Genomic DNA, 16,089 nt, shown 5'->3' on the forward strand with positions numbered 1-16,089 from the left:
CGAAGCATGCTAATCCTATTGTGCGTAATTATGGTTGTGCTGCTCTTGCTTGGGTTTCCGATGATGGTACCCCTCGCCGTCGGCACACTCTTTATGATGTTCACGGATATGACCTTTTTTGGCCCAGATCAGGCCGTAAGCTGGATGGTAAACGGGGTGGGCAGCTGGGTGCTTGCTGCGGTACCTATGTTTATTTTTGCCGCCGACATATTGACTAAGGGCCATACGGCTAATCGGCTACTCGACTTGGTGGACTCTTTTACCCGTCATATTCGTGGTGGCTTGCCGATCACCACAGCCATTTCTTGTGCTCTATTCGGTGCGGTTTCAGGCTCAACCCAGGCAACTGTAGTAGCGATGGGTGGACCGATGCGTCCGCGTCTGCTGGCCAAAGGTTACCCAGACTCCTTTGCGCTAGCGTTAATTATCAATGCCAGTGATGTTGCGCTACTGATTCCCCCGAGCATCGGCTTCATCATCTATGGCGTGGTCATGAAAGCTTCAATTGGTGATCTATTTCTGGCGGGGATTTTGCCAGGATTGATGATTATGCTGATGTTTTCTGCATACTGTTATTTATGGGCGCGCATCAAAGGTATGCCCTTAGATCCGAAAGCGTCCTGGTCGGAACGTTTCAGGGCGTTGCGCAAGGCCATTCTGCCGATGGGCTTCCCAATCATTGTTGTCGGCGGGATATACGGTGGTTATTTCAGTGCTGTCGAAGCCTCTGCGGTTGCCGTCGCTTATGCACTGCTGTTAGAGGTGGTGATCTACAGAAAAGTCTCTATTCGCGATCTCGGCAGCTTGGCGCTGTCGACCGGTATGATTACCGCAGTGGTCTTTATTTTAGTGGCCATCGGTGCGGCGTTTTCCCAGGCGCTGGGTACCGCAGGCATCCCAGAGCAACTCCTTGGTCCTGTTATCGAGCGGGTTGGTGACAGTCAAATTCTCGCGCTGTTGCTGATTGCCGTAGCGTTCTTTATTGGCTGTATGTTTGTCGACCCGATTGTGGTCATTCTTATTTTGGTACCCATTTTTAAACCATTGATCCAGTCTGCTGGTCTGGATCCGATTCACGTGGGTGTCATTGTTACTTTGCAGGCGGCTATAGGCTCGGCAACGCCGCCTTTTGGTTGCGATATCTTCACTGCAATTGCGGTGTTTCGCCGGCCTTATATGGATGTTATTCGCGGCACACCACCGTTTATCTTTATCTTACTGCTGGCGACAGTCATTCTGATTGTGTTTCCGCAGATCTCACTGTTTCTACCGTCGCTGGGCGGCCAGTGAAGCCCTGCTAAATAGCCACAAAAAAGCCGACGGCACTGCTTATAGTCAGGTCCGTCGGCTTCAGGTTTAAGCATCAGATGCCCGAGTGGTACCTATGCTGTCAGCTTGATATCAGGAGTCGGACAGGCCGTACTCGCGCAATAAGATATCCAGTGATTGTTTACCACGCTCACCAACCTCATCAATAAAGACTTGGCGTACTGGCTCAGCTAACTTGCGGAATGCTTCTTGCTGCTCATCGTTGAGTTCGATGATGTTAATATCACTCTTCGACTTGATGGTGTCTAAACGCTCTTCGTTGAATTTGCTCTGGATATCGTGACCTGTTTGCACCAGCTGTTTGGTCACATCCTTGAGCATAGTTTGCTCTTTACCTGAAAGCCCTTCATACCAGTCCAAGTTGCCCATCAGAGTGGCGACAAACTGCGCTTGGCCGGCGAAGATCATGTTTTTCTGAACCTCGTAGAAACCCATTTCTTCATGGGCAAACACGGGCTGAATATTTCCTTTAGCTTGGCCCTGTTGCAGCGCGCTGTAGAGCTCGCCATAGGCAATGGTGATCGGGGATGCACCATAGGCCTTGTAGGTGGAGCGCAACAGGCTATTGTCCATAACCCGGATAGCTAGGTTGTTCATATCAGCAGGGGTCTCGATGGCTTTGTTCGAGGTCCACACCTGATAGCCTTCGGCCAGCTCAGCCAGCGGTACCAGTCCCCGTTTACGGAACGATTGCTGCCATGGCTCGCTGTCAATAAACTCTGGAGAGTTGAGCACTTTAACGGTCTCCAGCTGATCTTTGGGCATGACAAAGTTCAGACTGAGCAACTGACTCTCTGGTACGGTTCCGCCCAAAGCACCAGAGCCAAAACCGATCTGGATAGCACCGCCTTGGATGGCATCGTACAGCTCAGAGTAGCTGGAACCCCATTTACCATAGGGCAGCAGTTGCACGGTGATATCACCGCTACTTTTTTCTTCTATGAGTTCCTTGAATGCTTCTGCATATTTTGCTTGGACGCTGCCCTCAATTTCCTCGAGGCCAAATCGCCATGTTTCTGCGCTTGCAGCGCCAGTCGCTGTGACAAGACCAAAGACTGCAGCAACGCACAGCTTTTTATAGAACTTCATAATTTCTCCTTCAGAATGCTCTGATTTTTATTTTTTATTGCATGGAACGTGTTGATTCGTTTCCCAGCCTATGTAGCGTTAAAGCTGGCTGCTCTTTATATTTTTCAGAATCTCCCTTTGCTTAGATATGTCTGCACTTTAAACAGCTGTAACCGGCTCGGTAAAGTTGCGATCTAGCGGCCCAAACAGCATTACGATTAGCGTAACCATGGCAAACATATGTATTGATGGCAAGAAAACTACAATGATTATTCTTTTTGCAGAATGTTTGTTTAGCAAAGTTTAAACAACTTCACAGCGCGCTTTGCTATCAACAAACCGGCCCAGCGCAAGGTCTTTTACAAGCTGTTTGGCCAACGCTGGAAAGGCAAAGAAAAGCTGTAGGTTTACGGTATTGCGTGGCGGTAGGCTCTACAGACCCTAGAGTTTGCGCAAACTTACACCAACGAACTAAAGCCTTGGCGGCATATTCTGCTAATATCGTGCGCTAAAAATCATGCTGGAGACTATAATGCGAATCAAAAAATGGCTGCTACTCAGTGCTGCTTGTTTAGCTTTTAGCGCTACATCGACTTTTGCTGAAGAAACCCGTGAGTTTTCTGTTTCAACCGTTTTATCCGAAGCTTTCCCGTGGGGGCAAGCGGCTGTTAAATGGGCTGAGCTGGTAGAGGAGCGTTCTGAAGGTCGCATTACTCTAAAAATTTACCCGAATGCACAGCTGGTATCCGGCGATCAGACTCGCGAGTTTTCTGCGATGCGCAGTGGTTTAATTGATATGGCGGTGGGCTCCACTATTAACTGGTCGACCCAAGTGCCTGAAGTCAATCTGTTCTCCTTACCTTTTTTAATGCCGGATAACGCCGCTGTCGATGCGATTACCCAAGGTGATACAGGAAAAATGGTATTTGATGCCATTGAAAAGCGTGGCGTTGTGCCTTTGGCTTGGGGTGAAAATGGTTTTCGTGAAATTTCCAACTCTCGCGGTGTATTGACCGAGCCAGCCGACCTGAAAGGCTTAAAAGTACGCGTGGTAGGTTCACCGTTATTTTTAGATACCTTTAATGCTTTAGGCGCTAACCCAACTCAAATGAGTTGGACTGATGCCTTACCAGCACTCACCACCGGTGCGGTTGATGGCCAAGAAAACCCGCTGGCGGTGTTTGATGTGGCCCGTGCTGATCGTGCCAACCAGAACTATCTGACACTGTGGCACTACATGAATGATCCGTTGATTTTTGGTGTGAGCAAACGTGTGTGGTCAACGCTCTCTGCAGATGATCAGGCTCTGCTTAAGCAAGCGGCGATTGATGCCGGTGCTTGGGAAATCGAAAAGTCCCGTTCTGAGTTAGATGACACTCTGCAAGCGATCCGTGAGCGTGGTGTCGAAGTGACTGAGCTGACACCTGAGCAGCATCAGGCGTTTGTTGATGCGACGCAAAAAGTCTATGAGAAATGGACGCCGCGTATCGGTAAAAAACTGGTTGATAGCGCGCAAGACGCCATTAAAAACCGTTAATATCTACTCACTCTAAAACCCAGTCTCGGTACCTCTAGCCGGCGCTGGGTTTTGCTCTCTCTGGTTGCGATTATTTATGTCAAAGAAACGAATTTCCCTCGAATCTTGGCTGGGCATCATCGCTTTGGCTGCGATTAGTATTATCAGCCTGGCTAACGTTGTCGTGCGCTATACCACTAATGCATCTTTTGCGTTTACTGAAGAATTTTCGGTGTTTTTAATGGTGGTACTGGCTTTTTCCGGTGCGGCAGTTGCGGCACGCAGTAATGAACATATTCGTATCACCCTGTTAGAAAACTATTTGGGTTTAACGGGGCGTCGTATTGTTTATGTTCTGCAGTGGCTCGGTACATTGTTGGTACTGGGCTTGGTGGTTTGGTATGGCGCATTGCTCACCTATGAAGAATACTCTTGGGAGTCACTGTCACCGGGATTGGGCTACCCCACTTGGATTTATCTGATTTGGCTGCCTGTATTAGCCAGCGCCATTATCATTCGCTGCACACAAAACCTCTTTGATCGTTTACGTCATGGCGATCCGCAGATAGGGGAAGAGCAATGAGCCCTGATATCTGGATGCTACTGATTTTCGGAGCTTGTTTAGTTTTAGGTATGCCGGTAGCTTTTGCTTTAGGTTTGGGTGGCGCCGCAGGCATTGTTACCGGCCTGTCACCGGATATGCTGGCGACACTGGGTACCAACACCTATAACAGTATTGCCAAGTACCCGCTGATTGCGATTCCATTGTTTATTTTGACTGGGATTATTTTTGAACGGGCAGGGGTGGCGGCCAGTCTGGTTAATTTTGCCCAATCCTTGATTGGCCGCAGACATGGCGGCTTAGCGCTGGTTGCGGTATTGGTCTGTTTGATTATGGGTGGTATGAGTGGCTCAGGGCCTGCCGATGCTGCGGCAGTGGCGATGGTGATGTTGCCCAGCATGACTAAAGCGGGCTATCCGCGCCCGTTCTCGGCCTCTTTAATTGCCGCAGCCTCGTCTACGGCGATTCTTATTCCACCGTCCATTGCGCTGATTTTGTACTCAGTGATGATGCCAGGTTTAGATTTACGTGCTTTATTTGCCGCAGGTTTATTTCCAGGTTTATTAGCCGGTGCATCGTTGCTAGTGCCGGCTTACTTCTTGGCCAAACGTAATGGTTGGGAAACGGTGAAGAGCACTGATGAAGAGCTGCCATCGATTCGAGCTAGTTTTGTTAAAGCTATTCCTGCTTTATTAGCGCCGGTGATTATTTTAGGTGGCTTACGCTCTGGCCTATTTACCCCGACTGAAGCAGCAGTTGTTGCGGTGACCTATGGTTTATTGATTGGTACTTTCGTGTACCGACAGCTGAACTGGTCTGGCTTACTTGAGATGTTTAATGATGCAGTAAAAATCTCTGGCATCGTGTTAATTATTATTTCGTTAGCCGGTATTTTTGCTTGGGCTGGCACGACGTTAGGCACCTTTACCCGCTTAGCTGATGTCATCCTTTCCATCTCTGACAGCTCACTGGTCTTACTGTTATTAGTCATGCTACTGGTGTTGTTGGCGGGTATGTTGTTGGATGCCATTTCCATCTATTTAATTTTGACACCGATCCTCGTGCCATTAATCCAACATTTTGGATGGAACCCCGTTTGGTTTGGTATTTTACTGGCGATGAATATCGCCATCGGCCAGTTCACTCCACCGGTGGCGATTAACCTGATGGTCACAACCAAGGTCGCCAATATACGGCTGGAAGAAACCTTTGGTTGGGCGATGCTATTTATGGTCACCATGTTTAGTGCGCTATTGCTGGTCTTGTTCTTCCCGCAAATTGCGCTGTGGCTGCCAGAGTATTTGGGTTACTCCACAACCTAAAGCTAATCTCCGTCTACTGGAGTAAACAGTTTAGAGGCTAGGGAGATTCAAGATGAAGTGGGTGTTGAACTATCCCAAAAGATAAATATAACGCGCAGTCTCGAAAGAGGTTGCGCGTTTTTGTTTGTTAAATAAGCAGCGCAAGCAGAGTATTAACATTAGAGTTGTGTATATAACAACTGAGGACAAAGGATATGTCCAGTCGCGCCATACAAAATCTGTTTGCTTGTTACTCTGAGCAACTGAAGAATACCAAGCAACTGCTTAAAAACCTCAAAGCGATTGGTGCATTAACTTATTGCCGTACACCGGTGTTGGCTGCCAGTTATTATCGCTGCAAATCAAATCATGCCGAGATAGAGCAACTTCATTCGTGTCGCCATCGCAGCTGTTATGTCTGCGCCCATAAACAACGCCTTGATTGGATTGAGAAGCAAAAGGCGCGACTGCTTAATGTGCCGCACTTTCATGTGATTTTCACCTTGCCACATGAGTACTGACCGCTGTGGCGTTATAACGAAGCACTATTTGCTGGGATTCTATTTAAAGCGAGCCAAGAAATATTACAAAAACTGCTAGGGCGGAAGCGCTATGGTGGTGTCACACTAGATATTTTAATGGCACTGCATACGTGAGGGCGACAGCTCACACTTAGTGTTGACTGGCTATCGATGGTAGTTTATTGCAAGACCTGTGGTGGGCCAGCGCAGTTAAGTCGTCGCTGGTGGCCACGTCGGTCAAAAGGAATTTCCATTAATAAAGAAACGCTGAGCACTTGTGTCAGCAACTCTGTACAACAAGTCGATGAACCGCCCCTTGTGGGTGGTTTTTACAATACGTCCTAAGGTTTCGAGTGATTTTTTTGGGCGAGGCAAGGACGGTTATCTAAGTTTTATGTTTTCTTTACGGCATCTGTTAAATGGTGCTATTAATGACACCTGTTCGGCTTTGGAGTATGTGTCATGTAAGTAAAGTTTTCAGAAGATGTCGTCCCTCTTTCAGATCTAAAGATTAACCAGGGAAAGGTGGTTAATCGAACTCAGGATACACGTCGCCCAATCCTGCTTACGAGCCGTGGTCGTGGCGTAGCTGTTGTTCAATGGCTTGAGGAATTCGAGAGAACTGCTGAGGAACTTCGGTTCGTTAAGGCCGTAGCGTGTTGGCTCTGCTCACCGTTGACAGAAGCGCTAAATTTCAAGGCAGGACTGTGCAGAAATCACGAAAGCTAAAAGACTACTTGATAGAAAGGCCTAAACCGCAAGGTATAGATGTTCTTTGTGGTTTAAAGCATTTCGCAATTATTACTTACGCTGTTCCTGTTGATAGGTTTAAAGGGTTGTTCCCCGAGCGCTTTCAGTTGGATAGCGTTGAAGTAAAGGGTCAAGAAATGGGATTGATATCAGTCGTTCCACTTATTAATGTCGATTTTACTTCAGCTGTCTTTCCATTCCCCAAATTTACCATGGGGCAAACAGACTATCGGATTTACATTGTCGATCCTGAAAGGGGTGAGCGCTGTGTATGGTTTCTTGGTACAACCCTTGATTCTTGGACATTAGCGGTACCGCGATATGTATGGAATATGCCTTGGCACGCAGGAAAGATCACGTTCGATTGCAGCTTAAATGAAACAACTGGCTTATACGAAAAGTACCGCATGGAAACCTCATCTGCTTGGGCTGAAGCTTCGGTTGAATTGGTTCAATCAGAGTCTGACGCATTTGATTTTCCAGGCTTCCCTGATATTGAGTCAGCTCTGGTCTATCTTACCCATCCTCTCGCTGGGTTTTATTATCGAAGAGACAATAAGCTCGGTACGTATCGGGTATGGCACAACGAGTTGCAGGTTAAGCCTGCTAAATTGCGCTCAGCAAATTTCAAGCTTTTATCTGATCTCGGTATCGTCAAAGAAGCAGAGCAACAATCACCTTACAGTGTCTTAATCGAGCCAATAAATGAATTCACTATTTACTTGCCGCCAACTGTTGTTGGGTGAGAGTTTAGCCCGTCCGTCAATTATGTGTGCTTTACGTCGTTTACGCCGGAGCAAACGAAACGTATTGCTAACGGTAATGCAAAACTGACCCACCTGAAGCAAAATAATCGTCAAATTCTAAGTGGATACGGCGGTGTGTTTCTGATGCTAACTCAGGAGTTATTAGTGGATATTCATGTACGTCACCAGCGATTTTTTGAGTGCGTACTCAATATTGAACTGGATGGACGCATGCAGCGCAGCCAAGACATGCTATTAAAAACATCAGGCATGCCAGCTATTAAGCACTTTGAAGACTATGATTTTAAGTTTGCTAGCGGAGTACCCCGCAAGCGTTATGCGCAAGGCAGTATTATTGTGACCAGTAACTTGCAGTTCTCACAGTGGTCCACGGCTTTTGCTGATGAGCAAACATTAAGCATGAGGCGCTAAAGTGGGGGCATCAGTTGGTTGATCTTAAGGAAACATCGAGGGGGTCAAGCTAAGCTTTGTTGTCGATGGTCAGATAAAAACGACCAACGCAGATTTAGTGGTGGGTGCCGATGGCATTCGCAGTGCAGTGCGTCACTTGGTTTTAGGTGATGATGCGAGTTCATTAGGCTATCTGGATTGCATCGTTATCTTGGGGATTTGCCCACTCAGTGCGCTCAGTGATATCGACAGTGATTGGCTCGATTCAGCTACTGTATTTCAAACCGCCAACGGCCATGAGCGCATCTATATCAAATGGCGTTTCTGCTGCCAATACATGTGTTTTTCCCCCGCATGCCGAGACTTTACTTTTGCTCGCTATGCCTCTCTCTTTAGCGGTTTTAGCGGGTGATTTTATACAAGCTAAAGCGTCTTCAATTTGTTATCGTTGAGCTTGAGTGAGCATCGGTAAATATTTTTTATGTTGGTTCTGGTGACAATGCATTGGGGTCATTAGAGTTTAAATAGTGTTGTTTTTTGAATTATTTTTAATAAGTTTATAAGTTTTTTTTGAACTTTAAGTTGTGAAAGGGTGTTTATGATAAATATTAAAAATAAAAAATTTAAAAAAGATATTTTTTCAATAATCATAGCTATGATTTTTTCTTTGTTGATATTTTACTTTTTTGTTGTTTTTCAAAAAGAAGAGATAACGTCTAGTAGTAATTTAGAGCGTTTTAATGCTTTGAGTAAATTAACAGATATTGCTAATGATTTAGAGAGAGAGATTCAAAGCTCAATTGTGTACACGGATTTCTTTTCAATTATTATTTCGTATAACCCTGATATAAAACCTGAGATTTTGGAGTTGTACTCTTCTTTAGCATTAAAATATAACAAAAATATTAAGAGTGTTCAGTTTGCTCCAAATGCAGTTATTCAAACTGTTTATCCGCTGGCTGGAAATGAAGCTGCAATTGGGCATGATTTGCTCGGTGATCCAGCTCGAGTTGAATTAACGCAAAAAGCTATAGATAAAAGAGTGGTTGTTTTACAAGGTCCAGTTCTTGCTAAGCAAGGCGGTTTTTTACTCTTTAACAGAAAAGCTATTTTTATTGAAAAAAATAATGTGGAGCAGTTTTGGGGATTGGCTGTGGTGGCTATCGATTTTGATAAGATACTTGAAAAGTATCAGACCAGTCTAAATGATGTTAACTATCTTTTTTCATTGAGATCAAACAATGAAAATGTTAAAGAAAATCTTTTTGGTGTTGTTGATATTTTTGACAAAAAATCAATAATAAAGAAAATTAAACTTCCAGAGGTGACTTGGGAGCTGGCTATTTATCCTAAGGATGGCTGGAAAGATGAACAAGGTTTCTTTAAATACTTTAATGCGTTTTTTTATTTTATATTTTTTATAATATTTTTACTTTTATACTTAACTGTTAAGAACTATTTAGAGAAGCTCGATGACTTGAAGCTAGACACATTGACAGGAACTTTAAATAAAAAGGCTATTAAGAAAATTGTAAATAGGAAATTAAATAATGAAAGTAATCCATTTTATTTTTTATTAATAGATGTAAATGATTTTAAGTCGATTAACGATAACTTGGGCCACTATGTTGGAGATTGCGTACTGATTAAAATAGCTTCTAGAATTGGTCAAACGCTAAGGCTCGGAGATTCTATATCAAGATTTGGCGGTGATGAGTATATTGTTATTTTAGATAATTTAAAAAACGATGAATTGTTAGACGAGATTATAAAAAGAATGAGTCGAGTGATTTCAAAGCCAATTATTGTTGATGGGTACTCTTTGAACGTAACTGTTTCGATTGGCTGTGCAAATTATCCAAGTGAAGCGACGAGCTATAATGAGCTGTATAAAATTGCAGACAAGAAAATGTATGAATATAAAAATAAAAATAAAATTAAGCTTAAAAGTACTTATGAAAAATATGATGAAGAAAGGCTAAATGATTAATTTTTAATAGTGCGTATTTTAAGCACTATGATGCTGCATAAGCTTGATGATCTGTGCTGTTGTATATATTTAAATATCTTGGCGGCTACGCGGTCATGCTCAAGGTGGAGTTAGCGCAGGCTTACTTAACGCGCGCTTAGCGGGTGCTCGTGCCACATAAAAAAGCCGCTAACTCAGTAGCGGCTTACAGAAAACCAAAGTTTAAGTTGTGAGTTCGCGGCGGATTATTTCGGCACCAGCGCTTAAGGCATTGAGCTTGCCTCGGGCCACAGCACGCGATAAAGGCGCCATACCGCAGTTGGTTGAAGGATAGAGTTTGTCGGCATCCACAAATTGCAGTGCTTTGCGTAGCGTATCGGCGACTTCTTCTGGCGTTTCAATGCGATTGGTGGCTACATCAATGGCACCGAGCATCACTTTTTTGCCGCGTATCAGTTCAAGTAGATCGATGGGGACATGCGAGTTTTGGCACTCTAACGAGATAATATCCAGATTAGACTTTTGCAGCCTAGGAAAGACTTCTTCATACTGGCGCCACTCGGAACCCAAGGTCTTTTTCCAATCGGTATTGGCTTTAATGCCATAGCCATAGCAAATGTGCACGGCCGTTTCACACTTCAGACCTTCGACGGCTCTTTCTAGCGCGGCAATGCCCCAGTCATTCACCTCATCAAAAAACACATTAAATGACGGCTCATCAAACTGGATAATATCCACACCTGCCGCTTCTAGCTCTAGGGCTTCTTGATTGAGGATGGCGGCGAATTCCCACGCTAATTGTTCACGGCTTTTATAGTGGGCGTCATACAGCGTATCGATCATGGTCATTGGACCGGGCAGGGCCCATTTAATCGGCTGATTGGTGTGCTGACGTAAAAATTTGGCATCTTCAACAAACACTGACTTTTTTCGACTCACGGCACCGACCACGGTCGGCACGCTGGCATCGTAACGGTCACGAATTTTAACCGTTTGACGCTTTGAAAAATCGACACCATCAAGGTGCTCAATAAAGGTCGTTACAAAATGTTGGCGGGTTTGCTCGCCATCACTGACAATATCAATGCCTGCTTGTTGTTGCTCGTGCAACCACACTCGTAACGCATCCTGCTTACCTTCAATTAATTGCTCGCCTTCTAATCGCCAAGCTGACCAGATGGTCTCAGGCTCTGCCAGCCAAGATGGTTTAGGCAAGCTGCCTGCGGTGGATGTGGGTAGTAAAATGCTCATAGTAGATTCCGTATTAAGGAAGCGCTGAATAATTACCACCCTGACTGCCTCGGCAGCATTATTCAGTGCCTCCTTCAATTCTTGTAAGTTATAAAGCTCAAATTCAGGCAGCGTATTTAGCAGACCATCGCTCAAGTATGGCTTGATAGGGTTTGATGAAGTGTTCTTCAGTAAATTTCCCTTGCGCAATCGCGAGCTGGTTACGTTCTTCGCGGTCATAGACAATTTGCGTTAACGAGTGATCTTGGTTGTTTAAACTGGGTTGGTAGCATTTTCCTGCCGCCGCGTTGGCATTATAAATTTCAGGGCGGTAAATCTTTTGAAAAGACTCCATGGTACTAATCGTGCTGATCAACTCAAGATCAGTGTAATCATGCAGTAAATCACCAAAGAAGTGAAAAGCCAGAGGTGCTGCGCTATTAGGCGGCATAAAGTAGCGAACCGCTAAGCCCATTTTTTTGAAATACTGCTCAGTTAACGATGATTCATTGGGCTGGTATTCAAGACCTAATACCGGATGCTGATTCCCCGTTTGATGATAGATCTTATTATCTGAAACGCTGAGGCAAATCACTGGTGGTTTAGTGAAGTGTTGTTGGTATGTCTCTGAATTGACAAAGCTTTTGAAAATATTGCCATGCAGATCGCCAAAATCATCGGGGACACTAAATTGAGGTTGCCCTTTATTATGATCTAGCAGCCGTACGCTAAAATCATAATCTCGCACATAAGAGGAAAAGTTATTGCCGACCACGCCTTCTATGCGTTTGTTGGTGAGGTGATCAACAATATGTGTTTTGAGTACTTCAATGGCAGGAAAACGACTTTCATTGCCTTGGTTATCAATCTCCATCTCAACAGAAACAATTTCCAGCTCAACGGAATAACGATCGGCTTTGGGGTTATCCCAGTGCGCTAAGGCATTGAAGCGATTGTTAATCATCTTTAAAGTATTGCGCAAGTTTTGTTGACGGCTCTCGCCTCTAGCCAAATTAGCAAAGTTGGTCGTCGCTCGCGTATTGTCTGATGGATGATAATTTTCATCGAAATCAATGCTGTTGATAGCAAATGTAAAGTCGTTACTCATGATGTTCTGGTATCCAATTCCTGCGATAAAACCTGAATGTAAGCGTGCTGTTGCTGGACTCCGCTAGCTCTCCTTGCCAGCAGTCTGCAGCACCTGTTCAGGTTTGTACGCCTTAATAATTAACTGTGATGTCTCTAGTGGCCTAGAGCTAAGAATGGATACATTTATACGTGGATAGTGACATGAACAAAAATGATCTTATTTCAATCGGTACATGAGAATAAGTCATGACGGGCTGTTATCCAGCATTTTCTTGCGTCAACAGCCTTGCATTTTTAGCGATAAAAGCCGAAGCGCCGCACGCAGACATCAACATCAAACGCTTGACCGATGGCAATTACGGCAACGCTTTTGATATCGGCAGGCTGCAGCTCAGCATCGGTACGGTGCGCCTGCAGTTGTTCGTAGGGCACTATAAACCGAGTCCATTGCGGCTCCACCGACAAGGTGCAGCGAAAGGATTGCCAAGGTCGGTTCAGTTGAGTCGTTTTCACATGCAGATTATAGTCGTGCATGCTGCCGTACAGCTCAATAAATAAGCCTTTGTAGTCAGCACGCAACTCGCTCGGCTCAATATCAAGTTTCATCTGCACAAAGCCGCCGTTGTTATCCAGGCGGGTGCGGCCGACTAAACAACTGCAGTTTGAGCTATCGCGCTGTTCTTGGTGCAGTTCTGCGCTGGACACGCCACCCATCACTTGGTCGCTGATTATAGTCCAAGGTGAAGGCTGATCTGGAGCGGATCGATACAGATCAATCAGTTGCTCCTCTGCGACGGCGGGGCCTTGGATTTTGATATTTTCATGCATAAGCTGCAAGCTCTCTTGGAAAAAAGGCAGAAATTCCGACCCTTCAAATCACCTCAACAGCCGGAACAGATTGATTAACAGGCTAGCAGGTCAGGGTATTTGTTAGTATGACTGTTTTTCATCCTCATGATATTAAGCACTGCCCAATGAATGCACCTTTTACACTGCGGCCTTACCAGCAGGAAGCCGTGGATGCCACTTTAAAACACTTTCGTAAATCCGATCAGTCGGCGGTGATTGTCTTGCCCACCGGCGCTGGCAAAAGTTTGGTGATTGCTGAATTGGCCCGTCTGGCTCGACGTAAAATTCTGGTGTTGACTCACGTAAAAGAGTTGGTTGAGCAGAATCACGCCAAATACGAGAGTTATGGCGTAGTCGGCGGCATTTTCTCTGCTGGGTTAAGCCGTAAGGAAAACCGCCATCAGGTCACCTTTGCTAGTGTGCAGTCGGCGGCGGCGAATCTTCAGCAGTTCAAAGATGAATATTCCTTAATCATCATCGATGAGTGTCATCGGGTCAGTGGCGAGGAGGACAGTCAGTATCAGCGGATTATTGAGCAACTGCGGCAGCAGAATAAAGGCCTGAAAGTGCTGGGGCTGACTGCCACGCCCTATCGTTTAGGCATGGGCTGGATTTATCGCTATCACTATCGGGGCTTTGTCCGCAGCGAAGAGGATAAGCCTTTTGTCCACTGTATTTATGAGCTGCCGTTGATTTATATGATCAGCCGCGGTTATCTGACCAAGCCTGAGTTGGTTGATGCCGCGGTGGCGCAATACGATTTCTCCGCGCTGGCGCAGAACCGCTTTGGCGAGTACGCAGAAAAAGATGTGAATGAGCTGCTCGGTAAACATCAAAGGGTGACTCGCGCCATTATTGAACAGGTGATGGAGTTAGCGCTTGAGCGCACAGCAGTGATGATCTTTGCTGCCACCGTGGATCACGCCAAGGAGATTACTGGCTATTTGCCGCACGAGCAGACCGCTTTGATTACCGGTGCGACCGATCAGCGTGAACGCGATGAGCTGATTCAGCGCTTTAAGCAGCGGCAATTAAAATATCTAGTGAATGTCTCGGTACTCACCACCGGCTTTGATGCGCCGCATGTGGACTTTATCGCCATTTTACGCCCGACTCAGTCGGTCAGTTTGTACCAGCAGATTGTCGGCCGTGGCTTGCGTCTGGATGAAGGCAAGAAAGATTGCTTGGTGATTGATTACACTGGCAATAATGTCAATTTGTATCACCCCGAAGTCGGGGAGAAGAAACCTAACTCTGATAGTGAACCGGTGCAGGTGTTGTGCCCAGGTTGTGGTTTTGCCAATATATTTTGGGGCAAAACAGACGGTGAAGGGCAGGTGACTGAGCATTACGGCCGCCGTTGTCATGGCTTGCTGGAGTCTGCTGAGGAGAATGAGACAGCTGCGCAGTACCAACGCCCTGAACAGTGCGATTACCGCTTTCGCTTCAAGGAGTGCCCGCACTGCGGCAGCGAAAATGATATCGCCGCGCGTAATTGCCAACACTGTAAAAAAGCCATTATTGATCCGGATGATCAACTGCGCGATGCGCTCAAGTTGAAAGATGCCATGGTGATTCGTTGCGCGGGGATCACTCTAAATGCTAATGACAGCAATCACGCGAGCAAACTGAAAGTCACCTATCACGCTGAGGATGGCGAAGAGCTGAGTGAATCCTTTGATTTCAACAAGCCGGCGCAGCGTAATGTTTTCAATAAGTTGTTTGGCCGACGCTTAGCCAATAGCCAAGCGCCGCAAGAGTTCAGCACGCTAGAAGAGGTGGTGGCTGTGCAAAGCTTACTGCCAGCCCCAGATTTCGTTATTGCTCGCAAACACAAGCACTATTGGCGGGTACAGGAGCGGATTTTTGATTACCAAGGTCACTATCGTAAGGCGAATGACAGGTAAAGCTGGCTCCAACGCTGTGGAGCATCCCTTCTTTCTGCAAGCTATGAGCACGTTTCAGTCATGGCAAGAGGGCGATGACGTGGTGGTTTTTCCTTGTTAACGCTAAACGCTTAGACTTTTTTAGCCGTTGGGCACGGGCTTGCAAAACTTAGCCGCAAGTAGAGAAATGACTCATCACGCATTGCAGCGAACTGGCTATTATCATTTACCTGTGGCTAAGAAGTAGTAACATAAAGGTCATCTTTTCAAAAAATAAGTGAAGACCATGACAGTTGACCTAAATAGCCGTTACGGCTTAACACCTACGCATAGTGAAGTCGTGGACGCGTGCAAAATTATTGAGCCATGCACCGCCTTAGATATGGGCTGTTCCAATGGACGTAATGCGTTGTACCTAAGCCAACGTGGCTTTGACGTCACCGCCGTAGACAGCAACCCCGGTGCGATTGATATGCTGCAGCAAATCATTGGCGAGGAAGGCATTGCTAACATTAAGGCGCAGGTCTACAACATCAATAACGCTAAGCTTACTGCAGACTATGGCTTTATTGCCTGCACCGTAACCTTAATGTTTCTCGATCCTGCGCGAATTGATGCGGTGATTGCCGATATGCAAGAGCATACGTTGCCCGGCGGTTATAACCTGATTGTTTGCGCGATGAGTACTGCAGAGAACCCATGTCCAGTCCGTTTCCCTTTTACTCTTAAAGCAGGGCAGTTACGTGACGCTTACGCGGGCTGGGAGTTTGTTAAGTACAATGAAGATGTCGGTACGATGCACAATGGCGCGCAGATGCAGTTTGCCACCCTGTTGGCGCGTAAACCTGACTAGTTAAATGAA

At 45.8% G+C, this 16,089-nt stretch carries 15 protein-coding genes and 1 pseudogene; 12 read left to right on the forward strand and 4 right to left on the reverse strand.

Going from position 1 to position 16,089, the window contains the following annotated elements:
* The first annotated feature begins 6 nt into the window (after positions 1–6).
* Positions 7–1,290 carry a TRAP transporter large permease gene (locus JYJ62_RS10185; protein WP_205342118.1) on the forward strand — a complete coding sequence of 428 codons (1,284 nt, stop codon included), beginning with the start codon at positions 7–9 and terminating at the stop codon, positions 1,288–1,290.
* Between the two features lie 111 nt (positions 1,291–1,401).
* On the opposite strand, the gene dctP is transcribed toward JYJ62_RS10185, so the two are convergent.
* Positions 1,402–2,418 carry a TRAP transporter substrate-binding protein DctP gene (gene dctP / locus JYJ62_RS10190; RefSeq protein ID WP_205342119.1) on the reverse strand — a complete coding sequence of 339 codons (1,017 nt, stop codon included), beginning with the start codon at positions 2,416–2,418 and terminating at the stop codon, positions 1,402–1,404.
* A gap of 511 nt (positions 2,419–2,929) precedes the next feature.
* Here dctP and JYJ62_RS10195 point away from each other — a divergent pair.
* The 9 genes and pseudogenes from JYJ62_RS10195 to JYJ62_RS10235 all read left to right on the forward strand — a co-directional run bounded on the left by JYJ62_RS10195 (position 2,930) and on the right by JYJ62_RS10235 (position 10,194).
* Positions 2,930–3,934 carry a DctP family TRAP transporter solute-binding subunit gene (locus JYJ62_RS10195; protein ID WP_205342120.1) on the forward strand — a complete coding sequence of 335 codons (1,005 nt, stop codon included), beginning with the start codon at positions 2,930–2,932 and terminating at the stop codon, positions 3,932–3,934.
* Positions 3,935–4,010: 76 nt separating this feature from the next.
* Entirely contained in the window at positions 4,011–4,496 is a 486-nt protein-coding gene (locus JYJ62_RS10200; RefSeq protein ID WP_205342121.1) for a TRAP transporter small permease, read from the forward strand.
* Complete coding sequence (locus tag JYJ62_RS10205; RefSeq protein ID WP_205342122.1) at positions 4,493–5,797, forward strand: TRAP transporter large permease; 1,305 nt, start codon at positions 4,493–4,495, stop codon at positions 5,795–5,797. The genes JYJ62_RS10200 and JYJ62_RS10205 overlap by 4 nt, the downstream gene beginning before the upstream one ends.
* Before the next feature lie 194 nt (positions 5,798–5,991).
* Positions 5,992–6,297 (forward strand): transposase zinc-binding domain-containing protein, encoded by a 306-nt coding sequence (locus tag JYJ62_RS10210; protein ID WP_205342123.1) that lies wholly within the window; start codon positions 5,992–5,994, stop codon positions 6,295–6,297.
* A 492-nt stretch (positions 6,298–6,789) separates the two neighbouring features.
* A pseudogene (locus JYJ62_RS10215) lies at positions 6,790–7,026 on the forward strand (type II toxin-antitoxin system prevent-host-death family antitoxin); the annotation flags it as partial.
* The gene (locus tag JYJ62_RS10220) at positions 7,005–7,793 is read left to right on the forward strand and encodes a DUF2071 domain-containing protein (protein ID WP_205342124.1); all 789 of its coding nucleotides are present in this window, start codon (positions 7,005–7,007) and stop codon (positions 7,791–7,793) included. The pseudogene JYJ62_RS10215 and the gene JYJ62_RS10220, both read left to right, overlap by 22 nt.
* A 144-nt stretch (positions 7,794–7,937) precedes the next feature.
* Positions 7,938–8,225, forward strand: coding sequence for an ATP-binding protein (locus tag JYJ62_RS15975; RefSeq protein WP_420042840.1), 288 nt, complete (start codon positions 7,938–7,940; stop codon positions 8,223–8,225).
* 100 nt (positions 8,226–8,325) lie between these two features.
* Positions 8,326–8,616 carry a hypothetical protein gene (locus JYJ62_RS10230; RefSeq protein ID WP_205342125.1) on the forward strand — a complete coding sequence of 97 codons (291 nt, stop codon included), beginning with the start codon at positions 8,326–8,328 and terminating at the stop codon, positions 8,614–8,616.
* A gap of 186 nt (positions 8,617–8,802) precedes the next feature.
* Positions 8,803–10,194, forward strand: coding sequence for a diguanylate cyclase domain-containing protein (locus JYJ62_RS10235; RefSeq protein ID WP_205342126.1), 1,392 nt, complete (start codon positions 8,803–8,805; stop codon positions 10,192–10,194).
* 201 nt (positions 10,195–10,395) lie between these two features.
* On the opposite strand, the gene JYJ62_RS10240 is transcribed toward JYJ62_RS10235, so the two are convergent.
* The 3 genes from JYJ62_RS10240 to JYJ62_RS10250 all read right to left on the reverse strand — a co-directional run bounded on the left by JYJ62_RS10240 (position 10,396) and on the right by JYJ62_RS10250 (position 13,320).
* A complete protein-coding gene (locus JYJ62_RS10240; protein WP_205342127.1) occupies positions 10,396–11,424 on the reverse strand; it encodes a methionine synthase in 1,029 nt (342 codons plus the stop codon).
* A 103-nt stretch (positions 11,425–11,527) separates the two neighbouring features.
* Positions 11,528–12,511: a DUF1852 domain-containing protein gene (locus JYJ62_RS10245; protein WP_205342128.1), complete on the reverse strand. Its 984-nt coding sequence runs from the start codon at positions 12,509–12,511 to the stop codon at positions 11,528–11,530.
* Between the two features lie 275 nt (positions 12,512–12,786).
* Positions 12,787–13,320, reverse strand: a complete 534-nt coding sequence (locus JYJ62_RS10250) for a CIA30 family protein (protein ID WP_205342129.1) — start codon at positions 13,318–13,320, stop codon at positions 12,787–12,789.
* Positions 13,321–13,466: 146 nt separating this feature from the next.
* Between JYJ62_RS10250 and JYJ62_RS10255 the strand changes: the two genes are divergently transcribed.
* Entirely contained in the window at positions 13,467–15,248 is a 1,782-nt protein-coding gene (locus JYJ62_RS10255; protein WP_232365772.1) for a DEAD/DEAH box helicase, read from the forward strand.
* Between the two features lie 265 nt (positions 15,249–15,513).
* Entirely contained in the window at positions 15,514–16,080 is a 567-nt protein-coding gene (tehB, locus tag JYJ62_RS10260) for a tellurite resistance methyltransferase TehB (RefSeq protein ID WP_205342131.1), read from the forward strand.
* The last annotated feature ends 9 nt before the right edge of the window (positions 16,081–16,089 follow it).

Origin of the sequence: Denitrificimonas caeni, assembly GCF_905120345.1 — a bacterium.
Classification (GTDB): domain Bacteria; phylum Pseudomonadota; class Gammaproteobacteria; order Pseudomonadales; family Pseudomonadaceae; genus Denitrificimonas; species Denitrificimonas caeni_A.